This window comes from Micromonospora aurantiaca ATCC 27029 (genome assembly GCF_000145235.1).
Taxonomy (GTDB): Bacteria; Actinomycetota; Actinomycetes; order Mycobacteriales; family Micromonosporaceae; genus Micromonospora; species Micromonospora aurantiaca.
Window position 1 is genome coordinate 3,715,569 of the sequence record NC_014391.1, and the last position, 22,456, is coordinate 3,738,024.

Sequence of the window (22,456 nt, forward strand, 5' to 3'; positions counted from 1 at the left end):
GTCGTGTCCGGGCAGGTCAACACCGTAGATTCGAACACGTGTGCGAAGATGGCGGGGTGTCGAGCGAGGCCACCATCCTGCACGCCGACCTGGACGCGTTCTACGCCTCGGTCGAGCAGCGCGACGACCCCCGGCTGCGCGGCCGGCCGGTGATCGTCGGCGGCGGCGTGGTGCTCGCGTGCAGCTACGAGGCCAAGGCCCGGGGCGTGCGCAGCGCGATGGGCGGCCGGCAGGCGCGGCGGCTCTGCCCGGACGCGATCGTGGTGCCGCCCCGGATGGCCGCGTACACGGCCGCCAGCCGGGCGGTGTTCGAGATCTTCCGGCACACCACCCCGCTCGTCGAAGGGCTCAGCATCGACGAGGCGTTCCTCGACGTGGGTGGGCTGCGGCGGCTTGCCGGAACGCCGGCCGCCGTCGCGGCCACGCTGCGGGAGCGGGTACGCCGCGAGGTCGGCCTGCCGATCACCGTCGGCGTGGCCCGGACGAAGTTCCTGGCGAAGGTGGCCAGCGGCGTGGCGAAGCCGGACGGGCTGCTGGTGGTGGAGCCGGACCGGGAACTGGCGTTCCTGCACCCGCTGCCTGTCGAACGACTGTGGGGCGTCGGCCCGGTCACCGCCGCGCGGCTGCGCGACCGCGGCATCCGTACCGTCGGGCAGGTGGCCCGGCTGGACGAGCCGGCGCTGGTGTCGCTGCTCGGCGCGGGCGCCGGGCGGCACCTGCACGCTCTGGCGCACAACCGCGACCCCCGGGCGGTGCAGGTGGGCCGCCGCCGCTCCTCGATGGGCGCGCAGCACGCGCTGGGACGCGGCCCGCACTCCCCCGCCGACCTGGACGCGGTGCTGGCCGGGCTGGTCGACCGGGTCACCGGGCGGATGCGCGCGGCCCGGCGCACCGGCCGCACGGTGACGTTGCGGCTGCGCTTCGCCGACTACACGCGGGCCACCCGGTCGCACACGCTCGACGAGCCGACCGCGCAGACCGGGCCGTTGCGGGCCGCCGCCCGTGACCTGCTGCGCGCCGCGCTGCCGCAGATCGCGGAACGGGGCGTCACGCTTCTCGGCGTGTCGGTGGGCAACCTGGGCAGCGGGCACACCCAGCTCACCCTGCCGTTCACCGCCGAACCCGGCCCGGCGCTGGACGCCGCCGTCGACGCGGTGCGGGACCGCTTCGGCTCGCGGGCGCTGACCCGCGGCGTGCTGCTCGGCCGCGACCCGGGCGTCGAGATGCCCCGGCTGCCGGACTGACCGCCCGGCCTCCTCCCGGAGTAGGAGACGGGCTCCGACCCGTGGCCGCGGGTGCGGCCTCCGGGCGGGCGCGACCGGCCCGGCCCGTCACGAGCATCTACAGGCATGACTAACCTGCGGAACCGGGCGGCCGGATGGCACCGCCCCCTGATGCTCCTCGTGTCCGCGATGGCGGTGCTCACCGTCGTCGCCGCGGTCGGCGTCGTGGCCGACCCGCGCGTGCTCACCGGCGCGCCCATCTGGCTCAAGCCGCTGAAGTTCGCGATCTCGTTCGTGCTCTACGGCGTCACGCTCGCCTGGATGCTGTCCCTGCTGCCCCGCCGCAGCCGGGCGGCCGAGCGGGCCGCCACCGTGATCGTGGCCATGTCCGTGCTGGAGATGGTCGTCATCGTGGGTCAGGTGCTCCGGGGCACCACCAGTCACTTCAACGGGACCACGACGCTGAACGCGGTGCTGTTCGACGTCATGGGCGTGGCGATCACCGTGTTGTTCGCGGCCCAGTTCGTGCTGGCGGTCGTGCTGGCCCGCCGGTCCCTTCCGGACCGGGCCGGTGGGTACGCGGTCCGGCTCGGTCTCGCCGTGTCCCTGCTCGGCATGCTCGTCGCGTTCCCGATGGTGGTGCAGCGCCCGGCCGGCGCGGCCGCCGGGATCAGCGGCGCGCACAGCGTCGGTGTGCCCGACGGCGGCCCGGGGCTGCCGCTGCTCGGATGGAGCACCACCGGCGGTGACCTGCGCGTCGGGCACTTCGTCGGGATGCACGCGTTGCAGGCGCTGCCGCTGCTGGCGATCCTGCTCGACCGGTTCCTCGGCGCGCGGCTGGACGAGCTGACCCGGGCCCGGCTGGTGCTCGTCGGCGGCACCGCGTACGCCGGGCTCACCCTGCTGGTGACCGGGCAGGCGTTGCGCGGGCAGCCGCTGGTGGCCCCGGACGCGCTCACGCTCGCCGCGGCGGGGGTGCTGGTGGCGGCCACGGCGACGGCCACCACGCTGGTGCTGGCGCGCCGGAGCCGGCGTACCGGTGTGGTGCTGGTCGGATGAGCACCACGGTCTCCGGCCCGCTCGGCCCGGCGGTCCACCTCGGACCGCCGGGCGGGTGGCGGCGGCCGGTGAACGCGGTGGCCTCCGGCCGCACCGGTTGCCTAGGCTGACGCCGTGGCCTGGGTCGGTCGGCTGTTCGACGCGCGCGACACGCTCGCGCGGATTCTGCTGCTGGACCTCAGCGGCATCGGCTACCTGGTCTTCGGCGCGCACGGCGGCCCGGCCGCCACCGGTACGCAGTGGGCGCTGGCGGTCCCGGCGTTCGTGCTGGCGCTGCTGTGCCACCGCCGTCCGCTGCTGAACCTGCTGATCCAGGCGGTCCTGCTGGTCGCCGCGCTCGTCCTGGTCGACGACGTGATGATCAACCAGGTCGGTGCGAGCTGGGCGCTGCTGGAGCTGACGATGCGGGCCACCCGGCCCCGCACCGTCTGGCTGGGCGCCGGGCTGCTCGCCGTCGTCGACCTGACCAGCCTGATCGGCGAACCGGTCCGCGCGGCGCTCACCGGCCTGTTCGGGCTGGCCGTCACCGTCGGCCTGCCGCTGCTGCTCGGGCTGGTCGTGCGGACCACCCGGGAACTCGGGCGGCAGGCCGAGGAGCGGGCCGAGGCGGAACGGCGACGGCGCGAGTCGGAGAGCCGGGCGGCCCGTGCCGACGAGCGCGGCGCCATCGCCCGGGAACTGCACGACGTGCTCGCGCACCACGTCGCGTCGATGGTGCTACGGGTCGGCGTGGCCCGGCACGTGCTGCCGGACCTGGACCCCCGGGTCGGCGAGGTGTTCGACGACGTGCACGCCACCGGCACGGCCGCCCTGACCGACCTGCGGCGGCTGGTGGCGGTGCTGCGCGACCCGGACGGCCTCCGCGGCGACGCCGCCCTGACCGCGATCGAGCCGACGGCGCTGCCGGCCGCGCTCGGCGCGGCGGTCGACCGGGCCCGGCAGGCAGGCGTCGTGGTGGAGGCCGACATCGACCCCGCGGTCGGCACGCTCGACGCGGTACGCGGCCAGGCGGTGCTGCGACTGACCCAGGAGGCGTTGACGAACGTGGCGAAACACGCCGGCGCGGCGGCCCGCGCACACCTGACCGTGTCGGTCGAGGACGGCGCGGTGCACTGGACGGTGACCGACGACGGGCGGGGCGCCGCGCCGGCCGGGGTGCCCACCGGCGGCGGCCACGGCATCGTCGGGATGCGGGAGCGGGTCGAGGTGCTCGGCGGGCGACTGGAGGCCGGGCCCACCGGGTCCGGCTGGCGGGTCCGGACCGTGCTGCCCCCGGCCGAGTCCGCCCACCGGGCGCCCCGGCCCCGGGCGGGCACGCCGGAGCCGGCGTGATCCGGGTGCTGCTGGTCGACGACCAGCACCTCATCCGGGCCGGCCTGCGGATGCTCTGCGACGCCCAGCCCGACCTCGAGGTCGTCGGCGAGGCCGACAACGGCCGGGACGCGGTCGCCCTCGCCGCGCGGCTGCGACCCGACGTGGTGGTGATGGACCTGCGGATGCCCGGCGTCGACGGGATCACCGCGACCAGCCGGATCCTCGCCGACCGGCCCGCCACCCGGATCATGGTGCTCACCACGTTCGGCGACGACGACCACCTCTACCCCGCGCTCACCGCCGGTGCCTGCGGGTTCCTGCTCAAGGACGCGCCCCCGGCCGACCTGCTCGACGGCGTCCGCCGCGCCGCCGCCGGGGACAGCCCGTTCAGCCCGGACGTCCTGCGCCGGCTGGTCGAACGCGCGGTGCACGCCCGCGCCGGCGCGCCCCGGCGGACGGCCGACCTGACCGCGCGCGAACAGGACGTGCTGGACCTGGTCGCCGACGGCCTGTCGAACACCGAGATCGCCGACCGGCTGCACATCGGGGTGACCACGGTGAAGACGCACATCACCAGCCTGATGACCAAGACCGGCAGCGCCAACCGGGTACGCCTGGCGCTGTGGGCGCGCGGCGGCTGACCCGGTCACTCCTCGATCGCGCCGCCCACCGCCCGCAGGTGCGCCCGGAACGTCAGCGCCGGGTCCGCCTCCCGGGCCGCCAGGTACGCGCCGAACCCGACCTGCGCGCGCAGCGACTCCCCGGCCCGGATCCGGTCGGCCTGCCGCCGTTCGGTGTCCCGGATGGACTCGGCCAGGTCGAACAGTTCCCCGGCCCGATCGGCGGGTACGAACAGCACACCGTCGTCGTCGGCCAGCGCCAGATCCTGCGGGCCGACGGTGAACGGCCCGACCATGGCGTGCTCCAGCGCACCGTCCGGACGCGGGTCCAGCTCCAGGGGCCCGCTCGGGGTGGCGCCGAGGCTGAACACCGGCAGCCCGACCGCGACCAGGTCCGCGGTGTCCCGGTGCGCGCCCCACACCACCAGCCCGGCCAGGCCGGCGGCCCGCGCCTCCAGCACCACCAGGTCGCCGACGCAGGCCCGGTCGGTGCGCCCGCCGTCGTCGACGACGAGCACGTCCCCCTCGGCGGCCTGCTCGATCGCCTCCAGGAAGACGTCCACGCTGCCGGCGTGCCGGGCCGGGCGGACCCGGCCGGCCAGGCGCCGCCCGGGCAGCACCGGGACGACGGCGGCCGGGGCGCAGCGGACGGGGACACCGGCGCGCAGGCAGGCGTCGGCGACGTGCGCGGTGGTGAGCGCGGCGAAGCGGGCGGCCGGTGCGTCCTGACGGATGTCCATGCGCCGACGCTAACCAGCCGGACCGGCTCGGGCAGGTGCCAGTTCACGCCCGGTGGCCTTCGGCTGGTGCCGTCCGGCGGGCCGGCGCGGGACCGGCCGGCTCATCCGGGCCCGGACCGGCGGGCGCGCCTCCGCCTCCCCCGCCCCGGCGGCCCGGCGCACTGTGCCGTTGGCGTCCTCGGGCCGGCAGCCGGTGGCCCGCAGCAGCTCGCTCTGCCCGGTCCGCAGGTCGCTGATCATCGCCTCGCCGTAGGTGCGCACGCCCTGCGACCAGGCGCGCCCGGCCAGCTCGGCGCCCTGCCGGACCAGCTCCCGGGTGCGTTCCAGATCCTCTCCGGACTTGCAGGCCCGCTTCAGCTCCCGCACCGCCTCGCCGAGGCGGGCCACCGCGTCGGGCAGCGCGGGCGGGATCGGCTCGTCGTACTGCAACGCGGTGGCGGAGCGGCGGGCGATCGAGCGGGCGTACAGGAGCAGCCGTTCGAGGTGCTGGGTCGCGTCGGCGTACCTGTGGAACTGGGCGCGGCGGTGCCAGCGAGCCGGCGCGATGGTGACCACCTCCTCGGCCCCGCTGAGCGCGTCGTTGAGCCGCCCGATGTCCGGTTCGAGCCCGCGCAGGTCCTCCAGGGCGCGCTGGGCCGCGTCGGCGTCCCGCCGGGTCAGCGCGTGGGCGACGGCGTCGAGCTGCTCGGTGAGCCGGGCGACCACCGGTTCCACCGCCCGGTCCAGCACGCGGATCGGGTTGACCGGCAGCAGCAGCGCTACCACGAACAGACCGACCAGGCCGCCGACCAGCGCGTCGAAGATGCGGGGCAGCTCCAGGCCGGGCTGCACCGGCGCGAGCGTGGCGATCAGCACCGCCGTGCCGCCGGCCTGGCCGACGAGCGCGCCGCCGCGCCCGGCCACCAGCAGGGCGGTGGCGATGGCGAGCGTGACCACCAGGCCGGTCTGCCAGGAGCCGCTGCCGAGCAGCGCGCGCAGCAGGTCACCGACCACGATGCCGAGGCCGACGCCGACGAGCAGCTCGAACGTGCGACGGGCGCGCTGGCCGATGGCGGTGGCGATGGTGCCGACCGCGGCGGCGGGAGCGAAGACGTGCGCGCCGGAGCCGAGCAGCTCCTGGGCGAGCAGCGCGGCGAGCGCCGCGGCCAGCCCGGCCTGCGCGGAGATCACCACGGTGATCTCCAGCTGGCGCAGCCGGTTCCGGCCGGCCGCGCCGCCCTGGGCGCGGGCCCGGGAGAGCGCGAGACCGCCCCGCTCGACCGCCCGGTCCAGGGGCGAGCGGACGGTGTCGGCGCGGCGGTCGGTCATGACGGCGGTTACCCGGCTCCGGGCCGGTGAATCGTCTCCCGGCCGTGCCCCGCGCGCCGTGGGCGGGTCAGCGGCGGTACGTGCGGTCGAGCAGGTCGAACAGCGCCGTCCAGTGCCGCTGCGTGGCCTGCTCGTCGTACATCGGGGTGTCCGACTGGGTGTAGCCGTGGCGGGCGCCGGCGTACACCTCGGAGCGGTAGGTCACCCCGGACGCGTCCAGCGTCTTCTCCAGCGTGGCGATCTGCTCGGCGGTCATCGACGGGTCGGCGTCGGCGTGCCCGAAGTAGAGTTCGCCGGTCACCGCGCCGACGGCCAGGTGCGGGCTGTCCGGGGCGTCGGTGACCACCCGGCCGGCGTGGAACGCGGCCACCGCGGCGATCCGGTCCGGGAGTGCCTCGACGGCGCGCAGCGCGTTCGTGCCGCCCATGCAGTAGCCGGTGATCGCCGCCGGACCCGGCGCGACGTCCGGACGGGCGGCGAGGAAGTCCAGGTAGGCGGCCGTGTCGCGGGCCACCGCGTCCGGCGTCAACGCGGCCATCATCGGCCCGATGCTCTCGAACAGGGCGCCCCGGCGGCTGTCGTCGGCGAGCGCGCCGAGGTCGATCAGCGGGGCGCGCCCGGCGCGGTGGAACAGGTTGGGGGCGAGCACCACGTACCCGCGCTCGGCGATCGTGGCGGCCATCTCCGCGACCCGGGGCCGCAGCCCGAACGCGTCCATGAACAGCAGCACGGCCGGGAAGGGCCCGCCGGTCCCCGGCGTGGCCAGGTAGGCGTCGGCAGTCCCGTCGGGGGTGGGTACGTCCACGATCGTCGGCTGCACTGCCGGGCCTCCTCGCTGCGGGTTCCGCGCTGCACGCTACCCCCCGGCCCGGCGGCCGTTTGCGGAGGTCCAGCGTGGGAATCCGGCGATCCCGGCGGAGGAAGGCGGCGAGATGGACCAGGACCAGTTCATCGGCGCGGTGGCCCAGCGGTGCGGCGCGTCCGCGGAGCAGGCCACCGCGATCACCCGGGCGACGTTGACCACGCTGGCCGAGCGCATCGACGGCGGGGAGGCCCGCGACCTCGCCGACCGGCTGCCGGAGGCGCTGCGGGCGTACGCGTTCGGCCCGGCCGAGGACGCCGAGCCGTTCGGGCTCGACGTGTTCGTGGAGCGGGTGAGCGGACGCGCCGACGTGGACGTGGACGCCGCCCGGGACGGGGTCACGGCGGTCTTCGACGTACTGCGCGACGCCGTCGACCCGGCCGTCTACGCCCAGGTCGTCGGGCAGCTCCCGGCCGAGTACGGCGACGTGGCCGACCAGAGCGCCCCGTACGTACGGCGCTCGGCGTGACGGGCACGCGATGAGCGAGGACGCGCTGCGCCGCCCGCCCGCGGCCGACGCGCAGGAGCAGCGGCAGGACGAGACGCTCGTCGGGCCGCCCGACACGGTCGACGCGGCGGTGCCCGAGGCGGGCGAGGCGGACCTGGCCGAGCAGGGCGTGCTGCGCCCGCCGAGCGACCGGGCCGGCCTGGGCGAGTCGGTGCGCGACGACCTCACCGCCGCCGACGCGGTGGAGCAGAACACGGAGATCCCGCTGCCCGACGAGGAGCACTGGGCCTGACGGTCAGTGATCCGGGCTGTCCGCCCGGGCCATCAGCCGCAACGCGTTCGGGTCCAGGCCGATGCGGACCGGCGTTTGCCCGTACGGCTCGCCGTCGACCTCGATGCGGGCCGGCCGGTCGGTGTCCAGCCACAGCTGGCGTACCGCCAGGAACGGCTCGTCGCCGAGGGTGCGGCGGTGGCCGGCCGCCGCGTTGCGCGCCGTCTCGCGCAGCAGCCCGCGCCGGGTCGGCCCACCCACCGGGTACGCGACCAGCAGCCGGTCGTCGGCGGTGGCGTCGGCGGTGATGGGCCGGCCGGCGTGGAAGCCGCCGTTGGCCACGTACACCTGGTGGGTGGTGAACGTGTGCTCGCGGCCCTCGGCGCGGACCGTCACGGCCAGCGGCCGGTGCCGGGCGAGCAGCCCCAGCCCGGTCAGCGGGTACGCGAGCCGCCCGACGACCCGCTTCAGCCCCGGCGGCGCGGCCTGCATGATGTCGGCGGACAGCCCGATCCCGACGTGGTTGGTGAACCGGGTGTCACCGATCAGGCCCAGGTCGACGTCGATCACCTTGCCGTCGGTGAGCACCGCGATCGCCGCGTCCAGGTCGAGCGGGACGCCGACGGTGCGGGCGAAGTTGTTAGTGGTGCCCAACGGCAGCAGGCCCATCGCGACGTCCCGGTGGGCGAGCAGCCGGGCCGCCGCGCCGACGGTGCCGTCGCCGCCGCCGGTGACCAGCAGGTCCGGCCCGAGGTCGGCGGCCTCGGCGAGTACCCGGTCCAGCTCGCCGGGCCGGTCCACCGGGTACGCGCCGAGCAGCGTGAAACCGGCCGCCCGCAGGCGTGCGTGGACGGTGTCGTACAGCCGGCGGCCGCGGCGGGAGTGGGCGTTGACCACGAGCGCCGCCCGCCGTCGTTCCCGGATCGCCGTCGACAGCTCCTGCTTGGTCCGCACGGTTGCGACCCTATCCGCCGCGGCGGCGACGGATCGGCGCACGGGTGGACGACATCGGTTATCGTCGCGACGGCCATGATCGTCGATCTTCGAGGGTGGATGTCCAGATGAGTCAGCCGGCAGCGCCGCAGGCGACAGCACCAGTGCCCCCGCCCACGCCGCCGTACCGGCCGTCGCGAGTCCTGATCGGGCTGGCGCTGACCGTTCCGGCGGTGATCGCCTGGGTCTGGTCGTACGTCCTGCCCACGCTGTCCACTGCGGCCCGCAGCTTCCAGGCGGACGGGCCGCGCCGCTCGGGCGAGTCGGTCGGCACGGCGAACTACGAGGCCGCCTTCACCGACGGGGTGGTCGGGCAGATCGGGTTCGCGGTGCTGCTCGGCCTGGTCCCGCTTGCGGTGGCGCTGATCGCGGCGCCGCTGCTCGCGGTCCTCGCCGACCGGGCCGGCCGGGCCGCCCGCCTGGTGACACGGGGCGTGCTCGCGCTGCCGCTCGCCGCGTACGCGCCGGTCGCCGTGCTCCTCGGCCTGCGCGCCGAGGGCATCGAGGACGGCACCCTCGCCCGGGACCTGCAGTCCCCCCGGCTGTTCCTCACCTCGGCACTGGCGCAGGTGACGTTCGGGCTGGTCGTCGCGGTGGCCGCGACGCTGTACCTGAGCGCGCTGCGCCGCCGCGAGCCCGGCGACCGGCCCGCGTCCGCCGTGCTCGCCGTCGGCGGGCTGCTCACCCTGGGCGTTCTCGCCACCGCCCTGCAGACGTACGCCGCCCCGGCGCTGCTGACCGCCGGCGGGCCGCGCGGGGACTCCGCCACCCCGGTGTTCGCCACCGTGCAGGGCGCCTTCCGGACGATGCGCTTCGGTCTCGGATCCGCCACGTCGACGCTGCTGCTGGTGCTGCTCGGGCTGCTCGGGCTGGCCGCGGCAGGGCTCGTCCTGGCCACCCGGCTGCGGATCGAGTTCGACGGCTGGCGGGACCGGCCGGCCGTCGGGGCGGCGGAGTCCTCCCCCGGCCGCCGGCCGCTGTTCGCCGCGCTGGTCGCGGTCGCGCTCCTGGTCGTCGTCGGCGTGACCGTCTGGGCGTCGCTGCCGTGGCTGCGGAACTCCTCCTCCGGCACCGGGCGTCTGCCGGCCGCGGTCGAGACCTCGACGGTGCTCGTCAACACCTGGCTGCCGCCGCTGCTGTCCACGCTCGTCGCGGTGGGCGTCGCGGCGCTCGCCGGGTTCGGCATCGGCGCGCTGCGCCCGCTGGGGCGCTTCAGCGAGCTGCTGCTGGTGCCGTTCGCGCCGTGGCTGTTCGTCGGCGTCGGCCCGCTGGCGATCGCCGGCTACGAGCGCACCCAGGAGTCCGGGCAGCTGGGCTCGTTCCTCGGCCTGGTCCCGCCGGTCTGGCTGTCGGTGCCCGCGCTGTTCGCGTTCACGCTGCTCTTCCGGGGCCAGCACGCCCGGTGGCGCTCCGGCGGCGGCGTCGGCCGTACGCTGCTCCTGCCGGCGCTGCCGATGCTGGCCGTGACCGCGCTGCCGACCTGGCTGGCGCACGCCCAGGCGCCACTGTGGGCGATGCTCGTGAGCCGGGGTCCGGACAGCATGACCGCGCCGGTGCTGGTGCAGATGCTCGCCGACCGCCGCTTCGGCGCCGACGGCGGGCCTCCGCTGGGCCTGGTCATGCCGCTTCCCCTGCTGGTGCTGTTCGTGTTGCTGTTCGCCGCGCTCATGGTCGGCTACCTGGAGCGGCTCGCGATCCGCGTCGGGCGGCCGACCGACGTGCAGCCGACGCCCGCCGGGGCGGATCCGTCCGTCCGCAAGGTCACCGCGTAGGGAAACCCCCGATTACGGCCGGTGACGACGCGCCTAGCGTCGGAGCCATGGCATCTGACGCGCTCACACCGGCCCGGACCGCCCGTACCCACCGCGCCCGCCTGGCGCTGCCCCTGCTGCTGCTCGCCCTGCTCGCGCCGGCCGGGTGCGACTCCGGCGACGGGATCGTCGACGGCGGGTCGGCCGACACGGCGGCGGGCGAGGACGGCGGCGGCGTGGACGCGGGCGCGGTCGACGGCGTCCGGCCCCCGTGCCCGTTCACCGCCGCCCAGGTCTCCGAGCTGGTCGACCGGAAGCTGCGCGACGAGGGCAACTGCTCGTTCGGCGACGGCATCGCCCAGCTGGCGGTCACCACCGCCTCCGCCACCGCCGGCAAGGCCACCTACGACTACCAGCACGACCAGGCCGGCCAGCAGTACGAGAAGGTCGTCGACCTGGACCGGGGCGAGCGGGGCTACCTCGCGGTCAAGGACGTCCGCGGCGAGGCGGTGCTGATCGACGGCAAGGGCACCTACACGGTGACCATCAGCAGCTTCGGCGGCGGCACCGCGGGCAACGAACAGATCCTGCGCCGTACGCTCGACGCGATCCCGGCCTGAGCGGGGCAGGCATGCGAACCCGCCGACTGATCGCGCTCGCGCTGGCCGCCACCCTGCTCACCGCGTCCGCCGGCTGCGGCGGCGACGAACCGCCGGCCGTCGGTGGCGCCGCACCCGGTGCGGGCACGCCAGTAGCGGATCCGACCGGGGAGGCGCCGGCCGAGCCGAGCGCCGAACCGGTGGACGACGCCGCCCCGAAGGCGTGCGCGCTGGTGTCGAAGGCCGACGCGGAACGCCTCGCCGGCACGCCACTGGACGAACCGGTGGTGGCCGGGCAGTCGTGCACCTACACCGGATCGGTGAGCGGGCCGACCGCCCAGGTCGAGGTGTTCGTGGGCGAGGGCGCCAAGAAGTACCTCGACATCGAGCGGCAGCTCGGGCACGAGATCCGTGAGCTGGCCGGGACGGCTGACGAGGCGCTGCTCACCGCCGAGGCGTTCTTCCTGCGCAGGGGCGAGCTGTGGGTCGCGGTGCGGCTGGTGCGGCTCAACGACCCGCAGGAGAACCGGGCGCCGCTGGAACGGCTCGCCCGTACCGTCGCCGGCCGGATGTGAGGCGGCCCGTGCGCGGCCGGCGGCTGCTCGCGGCCGGCCTGGTGGTGCTGCTCGCGCTGACCGGCTGCGGCGCGTTCGGGCCGGAGCCGGGCCCGGCCGGCGCGGGCGACGGCGAGCAGCCCCGGTACGGGCAGGCCCCGGCGCCGGGAAAGGACGTCACGCTGCAACCGGACGTGGTGCTGGTCGGCGGCGGCAGCCGCACCGTGCGGTCGGTGAGCCCGGACGGCCTGACCTGGCGGCTCGACCCGGGCGCCCGCGACGCCGACCGGCTCGCGCCCGGCCGGGTCATGTTCCTCACCGGACGCGGCGTGGGTCGGGTGCTCGACCTGGCCGAGGACGGCGGCGACCTGGTCGTCACGATCGGCCCGGTCACGCTCACCGAGGTGATCCGGGACGGCACGTTCGGCGGGGACGACGTCATCCTCGACCGCCCTACCGTCTACGTGGCGGGTGAACCGTCGTGGACCCGGGAGGCCGCGGCGGCCGGCGGCACGCTGGGCCGGTCGCGTCCGCTCGCCGTCGCGCCCGCGCAGCCGCCACCCGCGCCGGGCGGCCAGGCGGGCACCACCGCCCACGGCTACCGGGTGCAGACGTTCTGCTGCGCCGGTGGCGTCGGCACGCACTTCACGTACGACGACGGCGGGCTCCGGCTGGCCGGCACCGTGACGCTCACCGTCGGCCGCCCGGCCGCGTCGTTCCACCTGGCCGTCGGCGCCGGCCGGGTGAACCGGGCCGAGCTGGAGATCGGCGGCGGCTTCGGCATCAAGGTGGACTTCACCGCCGGCATCGACGGCGGCCAGAACCACCGCCGCACGTTCCCGGTCCCGGTGGACATCGCGTTCCCGATCGGGCTGGTCGCCGGCCTGCCGCTGTCGTTCACGGTGAGCCAGACGCTGGAGGTGGCCACCGCGTTCGGCGCGCGCCGGGGCACGTTCCGCGGCGCCGGCGAGTACGCGCTGGCCGGCAAGCTCGGGTTCGGCTACGCCGACGGCCGGGTGGGCTCGCGCGTGACCGAGGGCTTCGCGCGCCGGGCCAGCCTGCTCGACTCGCTCACCGGCGTGCCGGTCGGCGTGATGGGCCTGGTCGTCCGGCACGGCGTGCGGTTCACCATGGGGATCAGCGCGTTCCTGTTCACCGCCGGGATCTGGTTCGAGCTGATCACCTCGTACGGCGCCACCATCGGTTCCGCGCTCGGCGCGCCGTACGCGCTGTGCCGGGGCGTCGGGCTCGGCGTGCGGGCGCGGTTCGGGATCGGCTACCGGATCCTGGAACCCGTCGTCCAGGTGATCAACAAGTTCCTCAGCCTGCTCAGCCCGTCCCGGGCGCCCCGGATCCCGCCGATCGTGGCGTCGGGCGGGCCGAGCTGGAGCGCCGACGTCTACCGCAACCAGGAGGTGATCCCGCCCGTCTCGATATGCGGACAGCTTCCGGGCTAGGCCGCGCCGACGCTGGGTTAGCGGGCGTCGCTGTGCCACCATCCCGCCATGGACGCCGCACTGGTCGGCCGCGACGCGGTCGTCGAGCGGGTGTGGCGTGCCCTGACCTCCGGTACGCCGGTGCTGCTCGACGGCCCGAGCGGCATCGGCAAGACCGCCCTGTGGCGGGCAGTGGTCGCCCACGCCGGGCGGACCGGCTGGCGGGTACTGTCCGCCGCGCCCACCGAGGCCGAGACCGCGCTGCCGTACGCGGCACTCGCCGACGTGCTCCGCCCGCTCGCGGACGCGCTGCCGGGGCTGCCCGCGCCGCAACGGGTCGCCGCCGACATGGTGCTGCTGACCGGCGAGTACGACGGCGCGGTGGACGAGCGGGCGGTGGGCGCGGCCACCCGTACGCTGCTCGACGCGGCGGTCACCGACGCGCCCCGGGTGCTGCTCGCCGTCGACGATCCGCAGTGGCTGGACCCGCCGAGCGCCCGGGCGCTGCGGTTCGCGCTGCGCCGGCTGACCCGGTGGCCCGCCGTCCTGGCCACCCACCGCGCCGGGGACAGCCCGCCGGTGCCGGTGCCGCTCGGGCTGGACGACGACCCGACCGGACGGCATCCGCTGCTGCGTGCCGACGTACCCCCGCTCTCCCCGCCCGACCTGCACCGCGTCCTCGCCGCCCGGCTCGGCGGCACGCTCAGCCGTCCGCTCACCGACCGGCTGGCCCGCGACGCCGACGGCAACCCGTTGCTGGCGATCGAACTCGCGCGGGCGGTGCTGCGGCTGCCCCGCCCGCCCGCGCACGACGAGGATCTACCCGTACCGTCGTCGCTGCGCCTGCTGCTCGCCGGGACGCTGCGGGCGCTGCCCGGTCCGAGCCGCGACGCGGTGCGGCTGGCCGCGCTGCTGACCGTGCCGACGCTGCGGGACCTGGCGGCGGCGGGAGTGCCGGCCGGGGCGCTGGACGCGGCCGAGGACGCCGGGCTGGTCGTGGTCACGGCGAGCCGGATCGACTTCGCGCACCCCCGGTACGCGGCGGCGGTGCGCGAGAGCATCCCGCCGGGCGCCCGGCGGCGGCTGCACGCGCTGCTCGCCGCCGCTGTCGCCGACCCGGACGAGCGGGCCCGGCACCTGTCCCGGTGCACCATCGCGCCGGACGCCGCCGTGGCCGCCGACCTGGCCGCCGCGGCGGCCCGGCAGCGGATGCGCGGCGCGTCAGCGCTCGCCGCCGACTGGTACGCCCGGGCGGCCGAGCTGACCCCGCCGTCCGTGACCGCCGACCGGAACCGGCGTCGCCTCGACGCGGTGCAGTGCCGCATCGACAGCGGCGACTACGCGGCGGCCGGGCGGGCCGCCGAGGCGGCGGCCGGCGAGCTGACCGGCACCGAGCGGGGCGAGGCGCTGCTGTTGCGCGCGCTCGTCGCGTGGTGCGCCGACGACCTGGTCACCGCCGTCCGGGTCGCCGAGCAGGCGCTCGCCGCCGCCGGGCCGGACGGCGACCTGGCCGGGCGGATCCACACCCACCTGACCATGTTCCACGACCAGCCGGAGCCGGCCCGCCGGCATGCGCGGGCCGCGATCGCCCGGCTGTCCGACCGCGACGAGCACCGCCCGCTGCTCACCGCCGCGCTGCTGCTGCTGTTCTTCCACGAGGTACGCGCCGGCGGCCCGGCGCCCACCGAGCTGCTGGACCGGGCACTGTCGCTGGAGGGCGGTGAGCCGTCCTTCCTGGCCGGTTCGGTGCCGGCGATCTGGTGGAAGTCGGTCGACGACCACGACCGGGCGCGGGCCCGGCTGCACGTGATGCTGGACCTGGCGGTGGCACGCGGCGACGACCCGCTGCGGCACGAGGTGCTGACCCACCTCGGCGAGACGGAACTGCTGGCGGGGCGCTTCGCCGAGGCCGGTACGCACATCGCCGCCGCCCGCGACCTGGGTGAGCAGCTGGGCACCGGGCTGGTGGGCGAGAGCTGGCTGGCCGGTGTGCTCGACGCGCACCGGGGACGGCTGGCGCAGGCGGGCACCGCCGCCGCCGGGCTGCGCCGCGACGACGACCTCGGCGACGCCTGGAGCCGGCGGCTGCACCACCAGCTCACCGGGCTGGTGGCGCTGGCCTCCGGGGAGTGGGCCACCGCGGCGACGGCGTACGGCGCGCTCGCCGCCGACCTGGACGGGTCGGGCATCGCCGAACCGCTGGGTCAGCGCTTCGAGCCGGACTGGATCGAGGCGTGCGTGGGCGCCGGTGACCTGGACACCGCGCACGCCGCGCTGGACCGGCTGGCGCGGCGCCACAGCCGGCTGCCGCGCCCGTGGACGACGCTCGGGCTGGCCCGCAGCCGGGTGCTGCTGGCCGGGGCGACCGGGGCGGATCCGGGCGCGGCGCTGGACGCGCTGACGCAGGCCAGGGCGGCGGTGCCGGAGGCGGTGCTGCCGCTGGACCGGGCCCGCTGCCTGCTCGCCGCCGGCCGCACGTACCGGCGGGTGCGGCGGCGGCGGGAGGCGCGGGCGGCGCTCGACGCGGCGGTGGCCGAGTTCGACGCGCTCGGCGCGTCCGGGTTCGCCGACCGGGCGCGGGCGGAGCTGGGCCGCATCGGCGCCCGCACCCCGGCCCCGACGACGCTCACCGCGACCGAGGAGCGGGTCGCCCGGCTCGCCGCCCGAGGCCAGACCAACCGGCTCATCGCCGACGCGCTCTACATCAGCCCGAAGACTGTGGAGGCCAACCTGGCCCGGGTCTACCGCAAGCTGGGCATCGCCAGCCGCGCCGAGCTGGGCGCGGCGATGGGACGTCCGCCGGGCGACTGACCGTCAGGGCGCGGCGAGCGCGTCCAGGTGCGCGCCGAGCAGTTCCCGGGCGCGCCGGGGCGGCATCCGCTCGGGGTGCAGCAGCGCGTGCAGCGCGAGCCCGTCGAGCAGGGCGTGCAGCCCGGCGACCGCCTCGGGGTCGGCGGCCGGTTCCCCGGTGAGCAGGACGACCGCGAACTCGACGGCGCGGCGGATGCCCTCGTCGGCCTCGGTCATCCGGGCGCGCGCGGCCGGGTCGGTCCGGGTACGCGCGGCGAGCAGCAGCCACACCTCGGCCTCGCGGACGCGCTGACGGTCCAGCGGCAGAAGTTGTTCCAGGATCCGCTGGGCGACCTCGCGCGGGCTGCCGGTGCGGTCCCCGGTGGTGATCCGCTCGGCCGCCTCGGCCTGCACGTGCTCCATGGCGAACACCAGCAGCTCGGTCTGGGTGGCGAAGTAGTGCCGCAGCGCGCTCGGTGACCAGCCCGCCTCGGCCGCGATGCTGCGGACGGTGGCGGCGCCGACGCCGTCGCGGTAGACGACCCGCCACATCGCCCGTGCCAGTTCGGCACGGCGCGCGTCGTGGTCGACGATCTTGGGCACGGGCCCCTCCGGAACCTGGTCGACGAGCACTGTTACGGTTATCGCACAGCGTACTAAAAAAGGAGGGCACATGCTCGTGGCAGTGATCGTCGGATGCGAGGTGGCGTTCTGGGTGGTGCTGCTCGCCGGCCTGATCGCCCGGTACCCGCTGCGACGGCCCCGCCTCGGCGCCGCCCTGCTGATCGCCGTGCCGGTGGTCGACCTCGTACTGCTGGCCGCCACGATGATCGACCTGCGCCGGGGCGCGACCGCCACGTTCGCCCACGGCCTCGCCGCCGCGTACCTCGGGTTCTCGGTGGCGTTCGGGCACAGCATGGTGCGCTGGGCCGACCAGCGGTTCGCACACCGGTTCGCCGGCGGCCCTCCCCCGAGCCGGCCACCCCGGTACGGGATGGCGCGGGCCCGGCACGAGTGGCGGGAGTGGGGCAAGGGCATGATCGGCTGGGCGGTCGCCTGCGCCGTGCTGCTGGCCGGCATCGCCGTGGTGGGCGACAGCGAGCGCACCGCCGAGCTGTGGGCGTGGACCGGCCGGCTCAGCGTGGTGATGGCGGGCTGGCTGGTGTTCTGGCCGGTCGCGTACACCGTCTTCCCGAAGCGGGCGCCGCGCGACGCGTGAGGATCACCGACCGCGCCGGCGATCCGGCCTCAGAGCGGTCGATGCGCGTCGGTGACCCCCGGCCGTCCGGCGGCGGCCGGCTCACCGAGCCGATCGACGGCGATCGCGGCCAGCAAGAGCCCGGCCAGCGCCGCCAGCGCCAGCGGTGGCGGCAGCACCGTCCCGAGCGCGGCCAGCGGCAGTGCCGCCCCGGCGACGGCGAGCCGGGCCGGTCCGACCGGCTGCCCGGTCAGCCGGCGGAACAGCAGCCGCCCGGCCAGGTAGACGGCCGCGCCGCCGAACAGCGCCACCGCGGCGGAGCGGTCCAGCCGGGGCCCGGCCTCCGGGTCCGCGACGTGCTCCAGCACCTGTTCGATACCCAGCGCCAGGTAGATGACGCCGGCGACCAGCAGCAGATGGGTCTGGCTGTAGGCGTCCGCGGCGATCCGGTCCCGCTGCGCCGGCGACGCGGCGGCGAGCGCCCGGGCCGCCGCCGGGGACGTGCGGTGGAAGTACAGCCACCAGAGGCAGGCGGTCACCACGAAACCGACGAGCGCCACGGCGAGGACCGGCGGCTCGGTCACCGCCGAGGCCGCGCCCACCCCCGCGGCCACCACCGACTCCCCCAGCGAGATGATCAGTACCAGGCCGTACCGCTCGGCGAAGTGCGTCGGGCTGCGCAGCGGCCAGGCTCCCCGGCGGGCGTACGACAGCCGTTGACCGGCCACCTCGACGGCGAAGCCCAGCACCCACAGCACCGCGTGTGCGGCCCCGTCCAGCAGCGCGCCGAGCAGCAACGGCACCCAGCCCACGGCGCTGACGAGCGCGAAGAACCGGATCCGGGCGCGCAGCTCCGGGTCGTCCGCGGCGGTCCAGTGGAACAGCGTCAGGTGCACCACGCGCAGCACCACGTACGCCAGCACGACGATCAGCGGCCCGTCCAGCCCCGGACCCGGCGTCCACGCTTCCGGCATGGCGAGGGCGGCCAGGAACAACGCGGCCATCGCGATCAGGAACCCGCCGCGCACCACCCCGACGTCGGCGGGCGTGTGGTTGCCCAACCAGGCGTACGACAGCCACGCCACCCAGAGCAGCACGAGCAGGAGCATGCCCTGGGCCATCGTGGTCAGGGTCGGGTGCGGCTCGATCAGCGCCATGATCCGGGTGAGCGCGAAGACGAAGACCAGGTCGAAGAAGATCTCGAAGGGGGTGACGCGGCGCTGGTCCGGCCCCGGCCGGGGCGGGCGCAGCCGCCCTCGCACCCGTTCGCGTGCCACGTCCGCCGCCCTCCGCCGGTCCACCTCCTGCGCCGACGGTAGGCGGCCCCGGACGGGCGGTCGGGTGTTTCCCGCGATCACGCCCGGCGCGGTCTGCCGGACCGGTGCCCGCTGAGCGGCACGACGAGGCGGCGCGGCCGGGCTGTCAGGCAGGGCGGCGGCGGGCGGCTCAGCCGGCGTCGGCGTCCGGCCAGGCGGCGTCGGCGTCCGGCCAGGCGGCGCGGACAAGCGCGGGCAGCACCTCGCCGGCCGGGCCGCGCAGGTTCACCGCGCAGATCGCGTCCAGCGGCGTCGGCACCGGGTTCACCTGCACCACGGGCGCGCCGAGACGGGCCGCCACGAGCGGGATCTCGGCGGCCGGGTGCACGAGCGCCGAGGTGCCCACCGTCAGCAGCAGGTCGCAGCCGGACGCCGCCTCGACCGCCGCGTCGAGCGCGGCCGACGGCAGCGCCTCGCCGAACCACACCACCCCGGGCCGCACGGGCGCGCCGCATCCGGCGCACGCGGGCGGGGTCAGCGGCCCGTCCGGCGGTTCCGGCATGCCGTCGGGCGCCGCCGCGTCGCCGGGTGCCGCGTCGTCCCCGGGTGCCGCCGCGTCCTCGGGGATCGGCGCGGGCCGGGCGCAGGCCGAACAGCGGGGCGCGAACAGGCTGCCGTGCAGGCGTACCGGGGCGGGCACGCCGCCGCGCTCGTGCAGGTCGTCGACGTTCTGCGTGATCACCACGGTGTCGGGCAGCCGGGCCGCGATCGCCGCCACCGCCCGGTGCCCCGGATTCGGGAGCGCCCGGCGCACCCCGCGGCGGCGTGCCTCGTACCAGCCCCAGACCAGCGCCGGGTCGGCCCGGAACGCCGCCGGGGTCGCCAGTTCCTGCGGGTCGTACCGCTGCCAGAGCCCGGTCTGGGCGTCCCGGAACGTCGGCACGCCGCTCTCGGCCGACATGCCGGCCCCGGTGAACACCACCGGCCGCCGGGCGGCGGCGAGCAGCCGGCCCGCCTCGGCCAGCTCCGGCCCGGTCACACGTCCACCGTCAGCCGCACGTCGACCCGGTCGCCCAGCTCGATGCCCTCGGCCCGGCGCGCCGCGACCCGCAGCGGCACCACGTACCGGCCGTCCTTGGGCCACAGCGACGTCCGCCAGCCGGTGCCGCCGATGCGGACCGTCACCGGGATCATGCCCCAGCCGTAGGTGACCGACGCCGAGGCGGCCTCGATGGCCGCGCTCTGCTCGTCGGGCACCGTGACGAAGTGGTACGGCGCCGGGCCGCGCCAGAACCACACCTCGCCGCTGAACGCCAGCTCCATCCGGTCAGGATAGGGGCCGGGACCGACGCGACCGCAGCAGCCGCAGCCCGGTCACCGTCACCCAGGCGAACAGCGGGAACACGGCGACGCGTTCCATGCCGCCCACGCCGATGCCGGCGTCCACCCGGGACAGGAACAGCACGGTGCCGGCCAGGCCGAGCAGGCCCAGGAGCGCGCTGACGGTCCGCAGCTCGCGCAGCAGCGGCGACCGGCCGAGCGCGGCGGCGAGCAGCGCCGCGTTGCCGAGCGCGAAGACCAGCAGCGCGCCGAGCACGTGCAGGTTCTCGTCCACGTCGGCCGGGTGGAGGCCGGCCAGCACGTACCCGGATCCGGCGGCCACTGCCGACGCGACGGTGACGGTCGCGGCGCGGCCCGGGCGCAGCGCCCGGTGTGCGAGCAGCGCGCCGAGCGCGAGCAGCAGCCCGGCGCCGACGAACACGGCGTTCATGAGCGGGTGCCACGGCGAGCAGACCGGACGCGGGCGGCTGCTGTCCCACACGCCGCAGGTCACGTTGCCGAGGTCGCTGATGTTGTGCTCGGCCCAGCTGAACCGGGGCTGCTCCCAGGCCAGGCCGACGACCACGTTGGCGACCAGGAACGACACGGCGGCGAGCAGCCAGCAGGCGCCCGCGAGGCGGTTTCTCATCCGCCGAGTGCACCGTCCCGGGGCATCCCGGCGCACGGGGCGTGGCGGGCCGGTTCGAGGTAGGGCCAGGCCTACCCGGAGAGCGGGGTCCAGCCGGCTGGGAAGCACGGCGTGGTCTGGCTAGCGTCACCGCATGACCGTTGATCACGGGCTGGCCGGCGCGTTGCGCCGCCGCCGCTACCTGCTGTCCGCGTGGCCGTGGCGGGCACTGGCGTACGCCGTCACGACGCTGCCCCTGGCCGGCGCGGCGGCGCTCGGCGCGGCGGTGGTCGCCGCGCCACTGCTGCTGGTGGCCGGCGCGCTGCGGCGGGGCCGCCCGGTCGACGCCCCGGCGCTGGCGGTGCTGGCCGTGCTGGCGCTCGCGGTGGTGGCGCTCGCCCCGCTGGCCGGCGCGCCGGTGGCTGCCGTCGAGCGGTGGCGCCTCGGCCTGGTCGACGACCGCCCGGTGACAGCACCGCGGTGGCGTGGGCTCGCCGCCCGCCTCACCACCGCCGCCGGGTGGCGGGAGGCCGCGTACCTGGCCGTGCTGGGTGTGGCGGTGCCGCCGGCGTACGGAACGGTCGGTCTGCTCGCGCTGCTGGACGCGGTGCTGATCGCCGGTCCGTGGCTGGCCGGCGGCGAGGACCGGATCGTGCTGGTCTGGGCCACAGTCGACTCCCCGGCCGAGGCGGTGCCGTACGCGCTCGCCGGTCTGCTGGCGGTTCCGGCGCTGGTCTACCTGGCCGGCCTGCTCGTAGCGGTCCAGGCGACGGTGGCCCGCCTGCTGCTCGACGACGCGCCCGCCGGTACGGCGCTGCGCGAGGTGACCCGGTCCCGGGCCCGCCTGGTGAGCGCCTACGAGGCCGAGCGCCGCCGCATCGAGCGGGACGTGCACGACGGCGTGCAGCCGCGCCTGACCAGCCTCACCCTCCAGCTCGGGCTGGCCCGCCTCGACGTGCCGGACGACTCCCCGGCGGCGGGGCCGCTCGCGGCGGCGCACGAGCAGGCCAAGGAGCTGATGGTGACGTTGCGCGGGATCGTCCACGGCATCCGTCCGGCGCAGCTCAGCGAACTCGGCCTGGCCGCCGCCGTCGGTGACCTGGCCGCCCGGTCGGTCGTCCCGGTCGCCGTGCACGCCGACCTGACCCGCCCGGTGCCGGAGCTGGTGGAGACCACCGCCTGGTACGTGGTCTCGGAGACGCTCGGCAACGTGGCCCGGCACGCCGGGGCCACCCGGGCGCAGGTGCGGCTGATCCGCGACGAACGGCTGCTGGTGGTGGAGGTGTGCGACGACGGCCGGGGCGGCGCCGACCCGGCGCGCGGCACCGGCCTGACCGGGCTCGCGGACCGGGTGGCCGCGGTGGACGGGCGGCTGCTGCTGTCCAGCCCGCCCGGTGGGCCTACCCTCGTGCGGGTGGAGCTGCCGTGCCGTCCGTGATCCGGGTCGTCCTGGCCGAGGACGAGGTCCTGCTGCGGGAGGGCCTGGTCGGCCTGCTGACCCGGTTCGGCTTCGCGGTGGACGCCGCCGTGGGTTCCGCCCCGGAGCTGCTCGACGCGGTCCGCACGCACCGGCCCGATCTGCTGGTGACCGACATCCGGATGCCGCCGCAGCACCGCGACGACGGCCTGCGCGCGGCGGTCACGCTACGCGCCGAGCGCCCGGACCTGGCCGTGGTGGTGCTCAGCCAGCACGTGCAGAGCGGGTACGCCGCCGCGCTGCTCGACAGCGGCGACGGCAACCGGGTCGGCTACCTGCTCAAGGACCGGGTGGCAGACGTCGCCGAGTTCGCCGCGACGCTGCGCCGGGTGGCGGCCGGCGGCACCGCCGTCGACCCGGACGTGGTGCGGCACCTGCTGCGCCGCCCCCGCGACCCGCTCGGCCCGCTGTCCCCCCGGGAGCGGGAGGTGCTGGGGCTGGTCGCCGAGGGCCACTCCAACGCCGCGATCGCGGCCCGCCTGCACGTCACCGAGGCGGCGGTGGGCAAGCACGTGGGCAACATCCTGGCCAAGCTCGGCCTGCCGCCGGACGAGGACACCAACCGGCGGGTGCTCGCAGTGCTGGCCTGGCTGCGCGCGGCGCGCTGAC

At 76.6% G+C, this 22,456-nt stretch carries 23 protein-coding genes; 14 read left to right on the forward strand and 9 right to left on the reverse strand.

The window, feature by feature from the left end:
• Positions 1 to 56 precede the first annotated feature (56 nt).
• The 4 genes from dinB to MICAU_RS16480 all read left to right on the forward strand — a co-directional run bounded on the left by dinB (position 57) and on the right by MICAU_RS16480 (position 4,237).
• Positions 57 to 1,244: a DNA polymerase IV gene (gene dinB / locus MICAU_RS16465; protein WP_013286460.1), complete on the forward strand. Its 1,188-nt coding sequence runs from the start codon at positions 57 to 59 to the stop codon at positions 1,242 to 1,244.
• A 105-nt stretch (positions 1,245 to 1,349) separates the two neighbouring features.
• Positions 1,350 to 2,282, forward strand: a complete 933-nt coding sequence (locus MICAU_RS16470) for a hypothetical protein (protein ID WP_013286461.1) — start codon at positions 1,350 to 1,352, stop codon at positions 2,280 to 2,282.
• A gap of 114 nt (positions 2,283 to 2,396) precedes the next feature.
• Positions 2,397 to 3,614, forward strand: a complete 1,218-nt coding sequence (locus tag MICAU_RS16475; protein WP_013286462.1) for a sensor histidine kinase — start codon at positions 2,397 to 2,399, stop codon at positions 3,612 to 3,614.
• Entirely contained in the window at positions 3,611 to 4,237 is a 627-nt protein-coding gene (locus tag MICAU_RS16480; RefSeq protein WP_013286463.1) for a response regulator, read from the forward strand. The genes MICAU_RS16475 and MICAU_RS16480 overlap by 4 nt, the downstream gene beginning before the upstream one ends.
• 5 nt (positions 4,238 to 4,242) lie before the next feature.
• Here the strand turns inward: MICAU_RS16480 and MICAU_RS16485 are convergent, their stop codons facing one another.
• From MICAU_RS16485 to MICAU_RS16495, 3 genes are all read right to left on the reverse strand, one after another.
• Positions 4,243 to 4,956 (reverse strand): RraA family protein, encoded by a 714-nt coding sequence (locus tag MICAU_RS16485; protein WP_013286464.1) that lies wholly within the window; start codon positions 4,954 to 4,956, stop codon positions 4,243 to 4,245.
• A 9-nt stretch (positions 4,957 to 4,965) separates the two neighbouring features.
• Positions 4,966 to 6,264 carry an FUSC family protein gene (locus tag MICAU_RS16490; RefSeq protein ID WP_013286465.1) on the reverse strand — a complete coding sequence of 433 codons (1,299 nt, stop codon included), beginning with the start codon at positions 6,262 to 6,264 and terminating at the stop codon, positions 4,966 to 4,968.
• A gap of 67 nt (positions 6,265 to 6,331) precedes the next feature.
• The gene (locus tag MICAU_RS16495) at positions 6,332 to 7,084 is read right to left on the reverse strand and encodes a dienelactone hydrolase family protein (protein WP_013286466.1); all 753 of its coding nucleotides are present in this window, start codon (positions 7,082 to 7,084) and stop codon (positions 6,332 to 6,334) included.
• A gap of 112 nt (positions 7,085 to 7,196) precedes the next feature.
• On the opposite strand from MICAU_RS16495, the gene MICAU_RS16500 reads away from it, so the two are divergent.
• Both MICAU_RS16500 and MICAU_RS16505 read left to right on the forward strand, forming a co-directional pair.
• Entirely contained in the window at positions 7,197 to 7,595 is a 399-nt protein-coding gene (locus MICAU_RS16500; RefSeq protein ID WP_013286467.1) for a DUF2267 domain-containing protein, read from the forward strand.
• 10 nt (positions 7,596 to 7,605) lie between these two features.
• Positions 7,606 to 7,866: a hypothetical protein gene (locus MICAU_RS16505; protein WP_013286468.1), complete on the forward strand. Its 261-nt coding sequence runs from the start codon at positions 7,606 to 7,608 to the stop codon at positions 7,864 to 7,866.
• A 3-nt stretch (positions 7,867 to 7,869) separates the two neighbouring features.
• On the opposite strand, the gene MICAU_RS16510 is transcribed toward MICAU_RS16505, so the two are convergent.
• A complete protein-coding gene (locus MICAU_RS16510) occupies positions 7,870 to 8,799 on the reverse strand; it encodes a diacylglycerol/lipid kinase family protein (protein WP_013286469.1) in 930 nt (309 codons plus the stop codon).
• 107 nt (positions 8,800 to 8,906) lie between these two features.
• On the opposite strand from MICAU_RS16510, the gene MICAU_RS16515 reads away from it, so the two are divergent.
• The 5 genes from MICAU_RS16515 to MICAU_RS16535 are packed head-to-tail and all read left to right on the forward strand — an operon-like array spanning position 8,907 to position 15,989.
• Positions 8,907 to 10,610 carry a sugar ABC transporter permease gene (locus MICAU_RS16515; RefSeq protein WP_013286470.1) on the forward strand — a complete coding sequence of 568 codons (1,704 nt, stop codon included), beginning with the start codon at positions 8,907 to 8,909 and terminating at the stop codon, positions 10,608 to 10,610.
• A gap of 47 nt (positions 10,611 to 10,657) precedes the next feature.
• Entirely contained in the window at positions 10,658 to 11,209 is a 552-nt protein-coding gene (locus tag MICAU_RS16520; RefSeq protein WP_013286471.1) for a hypothetical protein, read from the forward strand.
• 11 nt (positions 11,210 to 11,220) lie between these two features.
• Positions 11,221 to 11,763 (forward strand): hypothetical protein, encoded by a 543-nt coding sequence (locus MICAU_RS16525; RefSeq protein WP_013286472.1) that lies wholly within the window; start codon positions 11,221 to 11,223, stop codon positions 11,761 to 11,763.
• Positions 11,760 to 13,199 carry a hypothetical protein gene (locus MICAU_RS16530; RefSeq protein WP_244879611.1) on the forward strand — a complete coding sequence of 480 codons (1,440 nt, stop codon included), beginning with the start codon at positions 11,760 to 11,762 and terminating at the stop codon, positions 13,197 to 13,199. Before MICAU_RS16525 ends, MICAU_RS16530 begins: the two co-directional genes overlap by 4 nt.
• A gap of 48 nt (positions 13,200 to 13,247) precedes the next feature.
• A complete protein-coding gene (locus tag MICAU_RS16535) occupies positions 13,248 to 15,989 on the forward strand; it encodes an AAA family ATPase (protein ID WP_013286474.1) in 2,742 nt (913 codons plus the stop codon).
• 3 nt (positions 15,990 to 15,992) lie between these two features.
• Here the strand turns inward: MICAU_RS16535 and MICAU_RS16540 are convergent, their stop codons facing one another.
• Positions 15,993 to 16,571 (reverse strand): TetR/AcrR family transcriptional regulator, encoded by a 579-nt coding sequence (locus MICAU_RS16540; protein WP_013286475.1) that lies wholly within the window; start codon positions 16,569 to 16,571, stop codon positions 15,993 to 15,995.
• Positions 16,572 to 16,641: 70 nt separating this feature from the next.
• Between MICAU_RS16540 and MICAU_RS16545 the strand changes: the two genes are divergently transcribed.
• On the forward strand, positions 16,642 to 17,187 hold the full coding sequence (locus MICAU_RS16545; RefSeq protein WP_013286476.1) for a hypothetical protein: 546 nt from the start codon (positions 16,642 to 16,644) through the stop codon (positions 17,185 to 17,187).
• 29 nt (positions 17,188 to 17,216) lie between these two features.
• On the opposite strand, the gene MICAU_RS16550 is transcribed toward MICAU_RS16545, so the two are convergent.
• The 4 genes from MICAU_RS16550 to MICAU_RS16565 form a co-directional block, all read right to left on the reverse strand.
• Positions 17,217 to 18,443, reverse strand: a complete 1,227-nt coding sequence (locus tag MICAU_RS16550) for a low temperature requirement protein A (RefSeq protein ID WP_013286477.1) — start codon at positions 18,441 to 18,443, stop codon at positions 17,217 to 17,219.
• Between the two features lie 169 nt (positions 18,444 to 18,612).
• Positions 18,613 to 19,461 (reverse strand): SIR2 family NAD-dependent protein deacylase, encoded by an 849-nt coding sequence (locus MICAU_RS16555; protein ID WP_013286478.1) that lies wholly within the window; start codon positions 19,459 to 19,461, stop codon positions 18,613 to 18,615.
• Positions 19,458 to 19,745 carry a DUF1905 domain-containing protein gene (locus MICAU_RS16560; RefSeq protein ID WP_013286479.1) on the reverse strand — a complete coding sequence of 96 codons (288 nt, stop codon included), beginning with the start codon at positions 19,743 to 19,745 and terminating at the stop codon, positions 19,458 to 19,460. Before MICAU_RS16560 ends, MICAU_RS16555 begins: the two co-directional genes overlap by 4 nt.
• A gap of 4 nt (positions 19,746 to 19,749) precedes the next feature.
• On the reverse strand, positions 19,750 to 20,391 hold the full coding sequence (locus tag MICAU_RS16565) for a DUF998 domain-containing protein (protein WP_013286480.1): 642 nt from the start codon (positions 20,389 to 20,391) through the stop codon (positions 19,750 to 19,752).
• Positions 20,392 to 20,524: 133 nt separating this feature from the next.
• Between MICAU_RS16565 and MICAU_RS16570 the strand changes: the two genes are divergently transcribed.
• Positions 20,525 to 21,808 (forward strand): sensor histidine kinase, encoded by a 1,284-nt coding sequence (locus MICAU_RS16570; RefSeq protein ID WP_013286481.1) that lies wholly within the window; start codon positions 20,525 to 20,527, stop codon positions 21,806 to 21,808.
• Complete coding sequence (locus MICAU_RS16575) at positions 21,796 to 22,455, forward strand: response regulator transcription factor (protein WP_013286482.1); 660 nt, start codon at positions 21,796 to 21,798, stop codon at positions 22,453 to 22,455. Before MICAU_RS16570 ends, MICAU_RS16575 begins: the two co-directional genes overlap by 13 nt.
• Position 22,456 lies beyond the last annotated feature (1 nt).

What these genes read in the sequence shown, in the direction of transcription:
- MICAU_RS16560 (WP_013286479.1), bottom strand. Translation starts at nt 19,745, where the DNA reads ATGGAGCTGGCGTTCAGCGGCGAGGTGTGGTTCTGGCGCGGCCCGGCG.
- MICAU_RS16505 (WP_013286468.1), top strand. Translation starts at nt 7,606, where the DNA reads ATGAGCGAGGACGCGCTGCGCCGCCCGCCCGCGGCCGACGCGCAGGAG.
- MICAU_RS16500 (WP_013286467.1), top strand. Translation starts at nt 7,197, where the DNA reads ATGGACCAGGACCAGTTCATCGGCGCGGTGGCCCAGCGGTGCGGCGCG.
- MICAU_RS16565 (WP_013286480.1), bottom strand. Translation starts at nt 20,391, where the DNA reads ATGAGAAACCGCCTCGCGGGCGCCTGCTGGCTGCTCGCCGCCGTGTCG.
- MICAU_RS16485 (WP_013286464.1), bottom strand. Translation starts at nt 4,956, where the DNA reads ATGGACATCCGTCAGGACGCACCGGCCGCCCGCTTCGCCGCGCTCACC.
- MICAU_RS16525 (WP_013286472.1), top strand. Translation starts at nt 11,221, where the DNA reads ATGCGAACCCGCCGACTGATCGCGCTCGCGCTGGCCGCCACCCTGCTC.
- MICAU_RS16535 (WP_013286474.1), top strand. Translation starts at nt 13,248, where the DNA reads ATGGACGCCGCACTGGTCGGCCGCGACGCGGTCGTCGAGCGGGTGTGG.
- MICAU_RS16515 (WP_013286470.1), top strand. Translation starts at nt 8,907, where the DNA reads ATGAGTCAGCCGGCAGCGCCGCAGGCGACAGCACCAGTGCCCCCGCCC.
- MICAU_RS16490 (WP_013286465.1), bottom strand. Translation starts at nt 6,264, where the DNA reads ATGACCGACCGCCGCGCCGACACCGTCCGCTCGCCCCTGGACCGGGCG.
- MICAU_RS16545 (WP_013286476.1), top strand. Translation starts at nt 16,642, where the DNA reads ATGCTCGTGGCAGTGATCGTCGGATGCGAGGTGGCGTTCTGGGTGGTG.
- MICAU_RS16520 (WP_013286471.1), top strand. Translation starts at nt 10,658, where the DNA reads ATGGCATCTGACGCGCTCACACCGGCCCGGACCGCCCGTACCCACCGC.
- MICAU_RS16470 (WP_013286461.1), top strand. Translation starts at nt 1,350, where the DNA reads ATGACTAACCTGCGGAACCGGGCGGCCGGATGGCACCGCCCCCTGATG.
- MICAU_RS16570 (WP_013286481.1), top strand. Translation starts at nt 20,525, where the DNA reads ATGACCGTTGATCACGGGCTGGCCGGCGCGTTGCGCCGCCGCCGCTAC.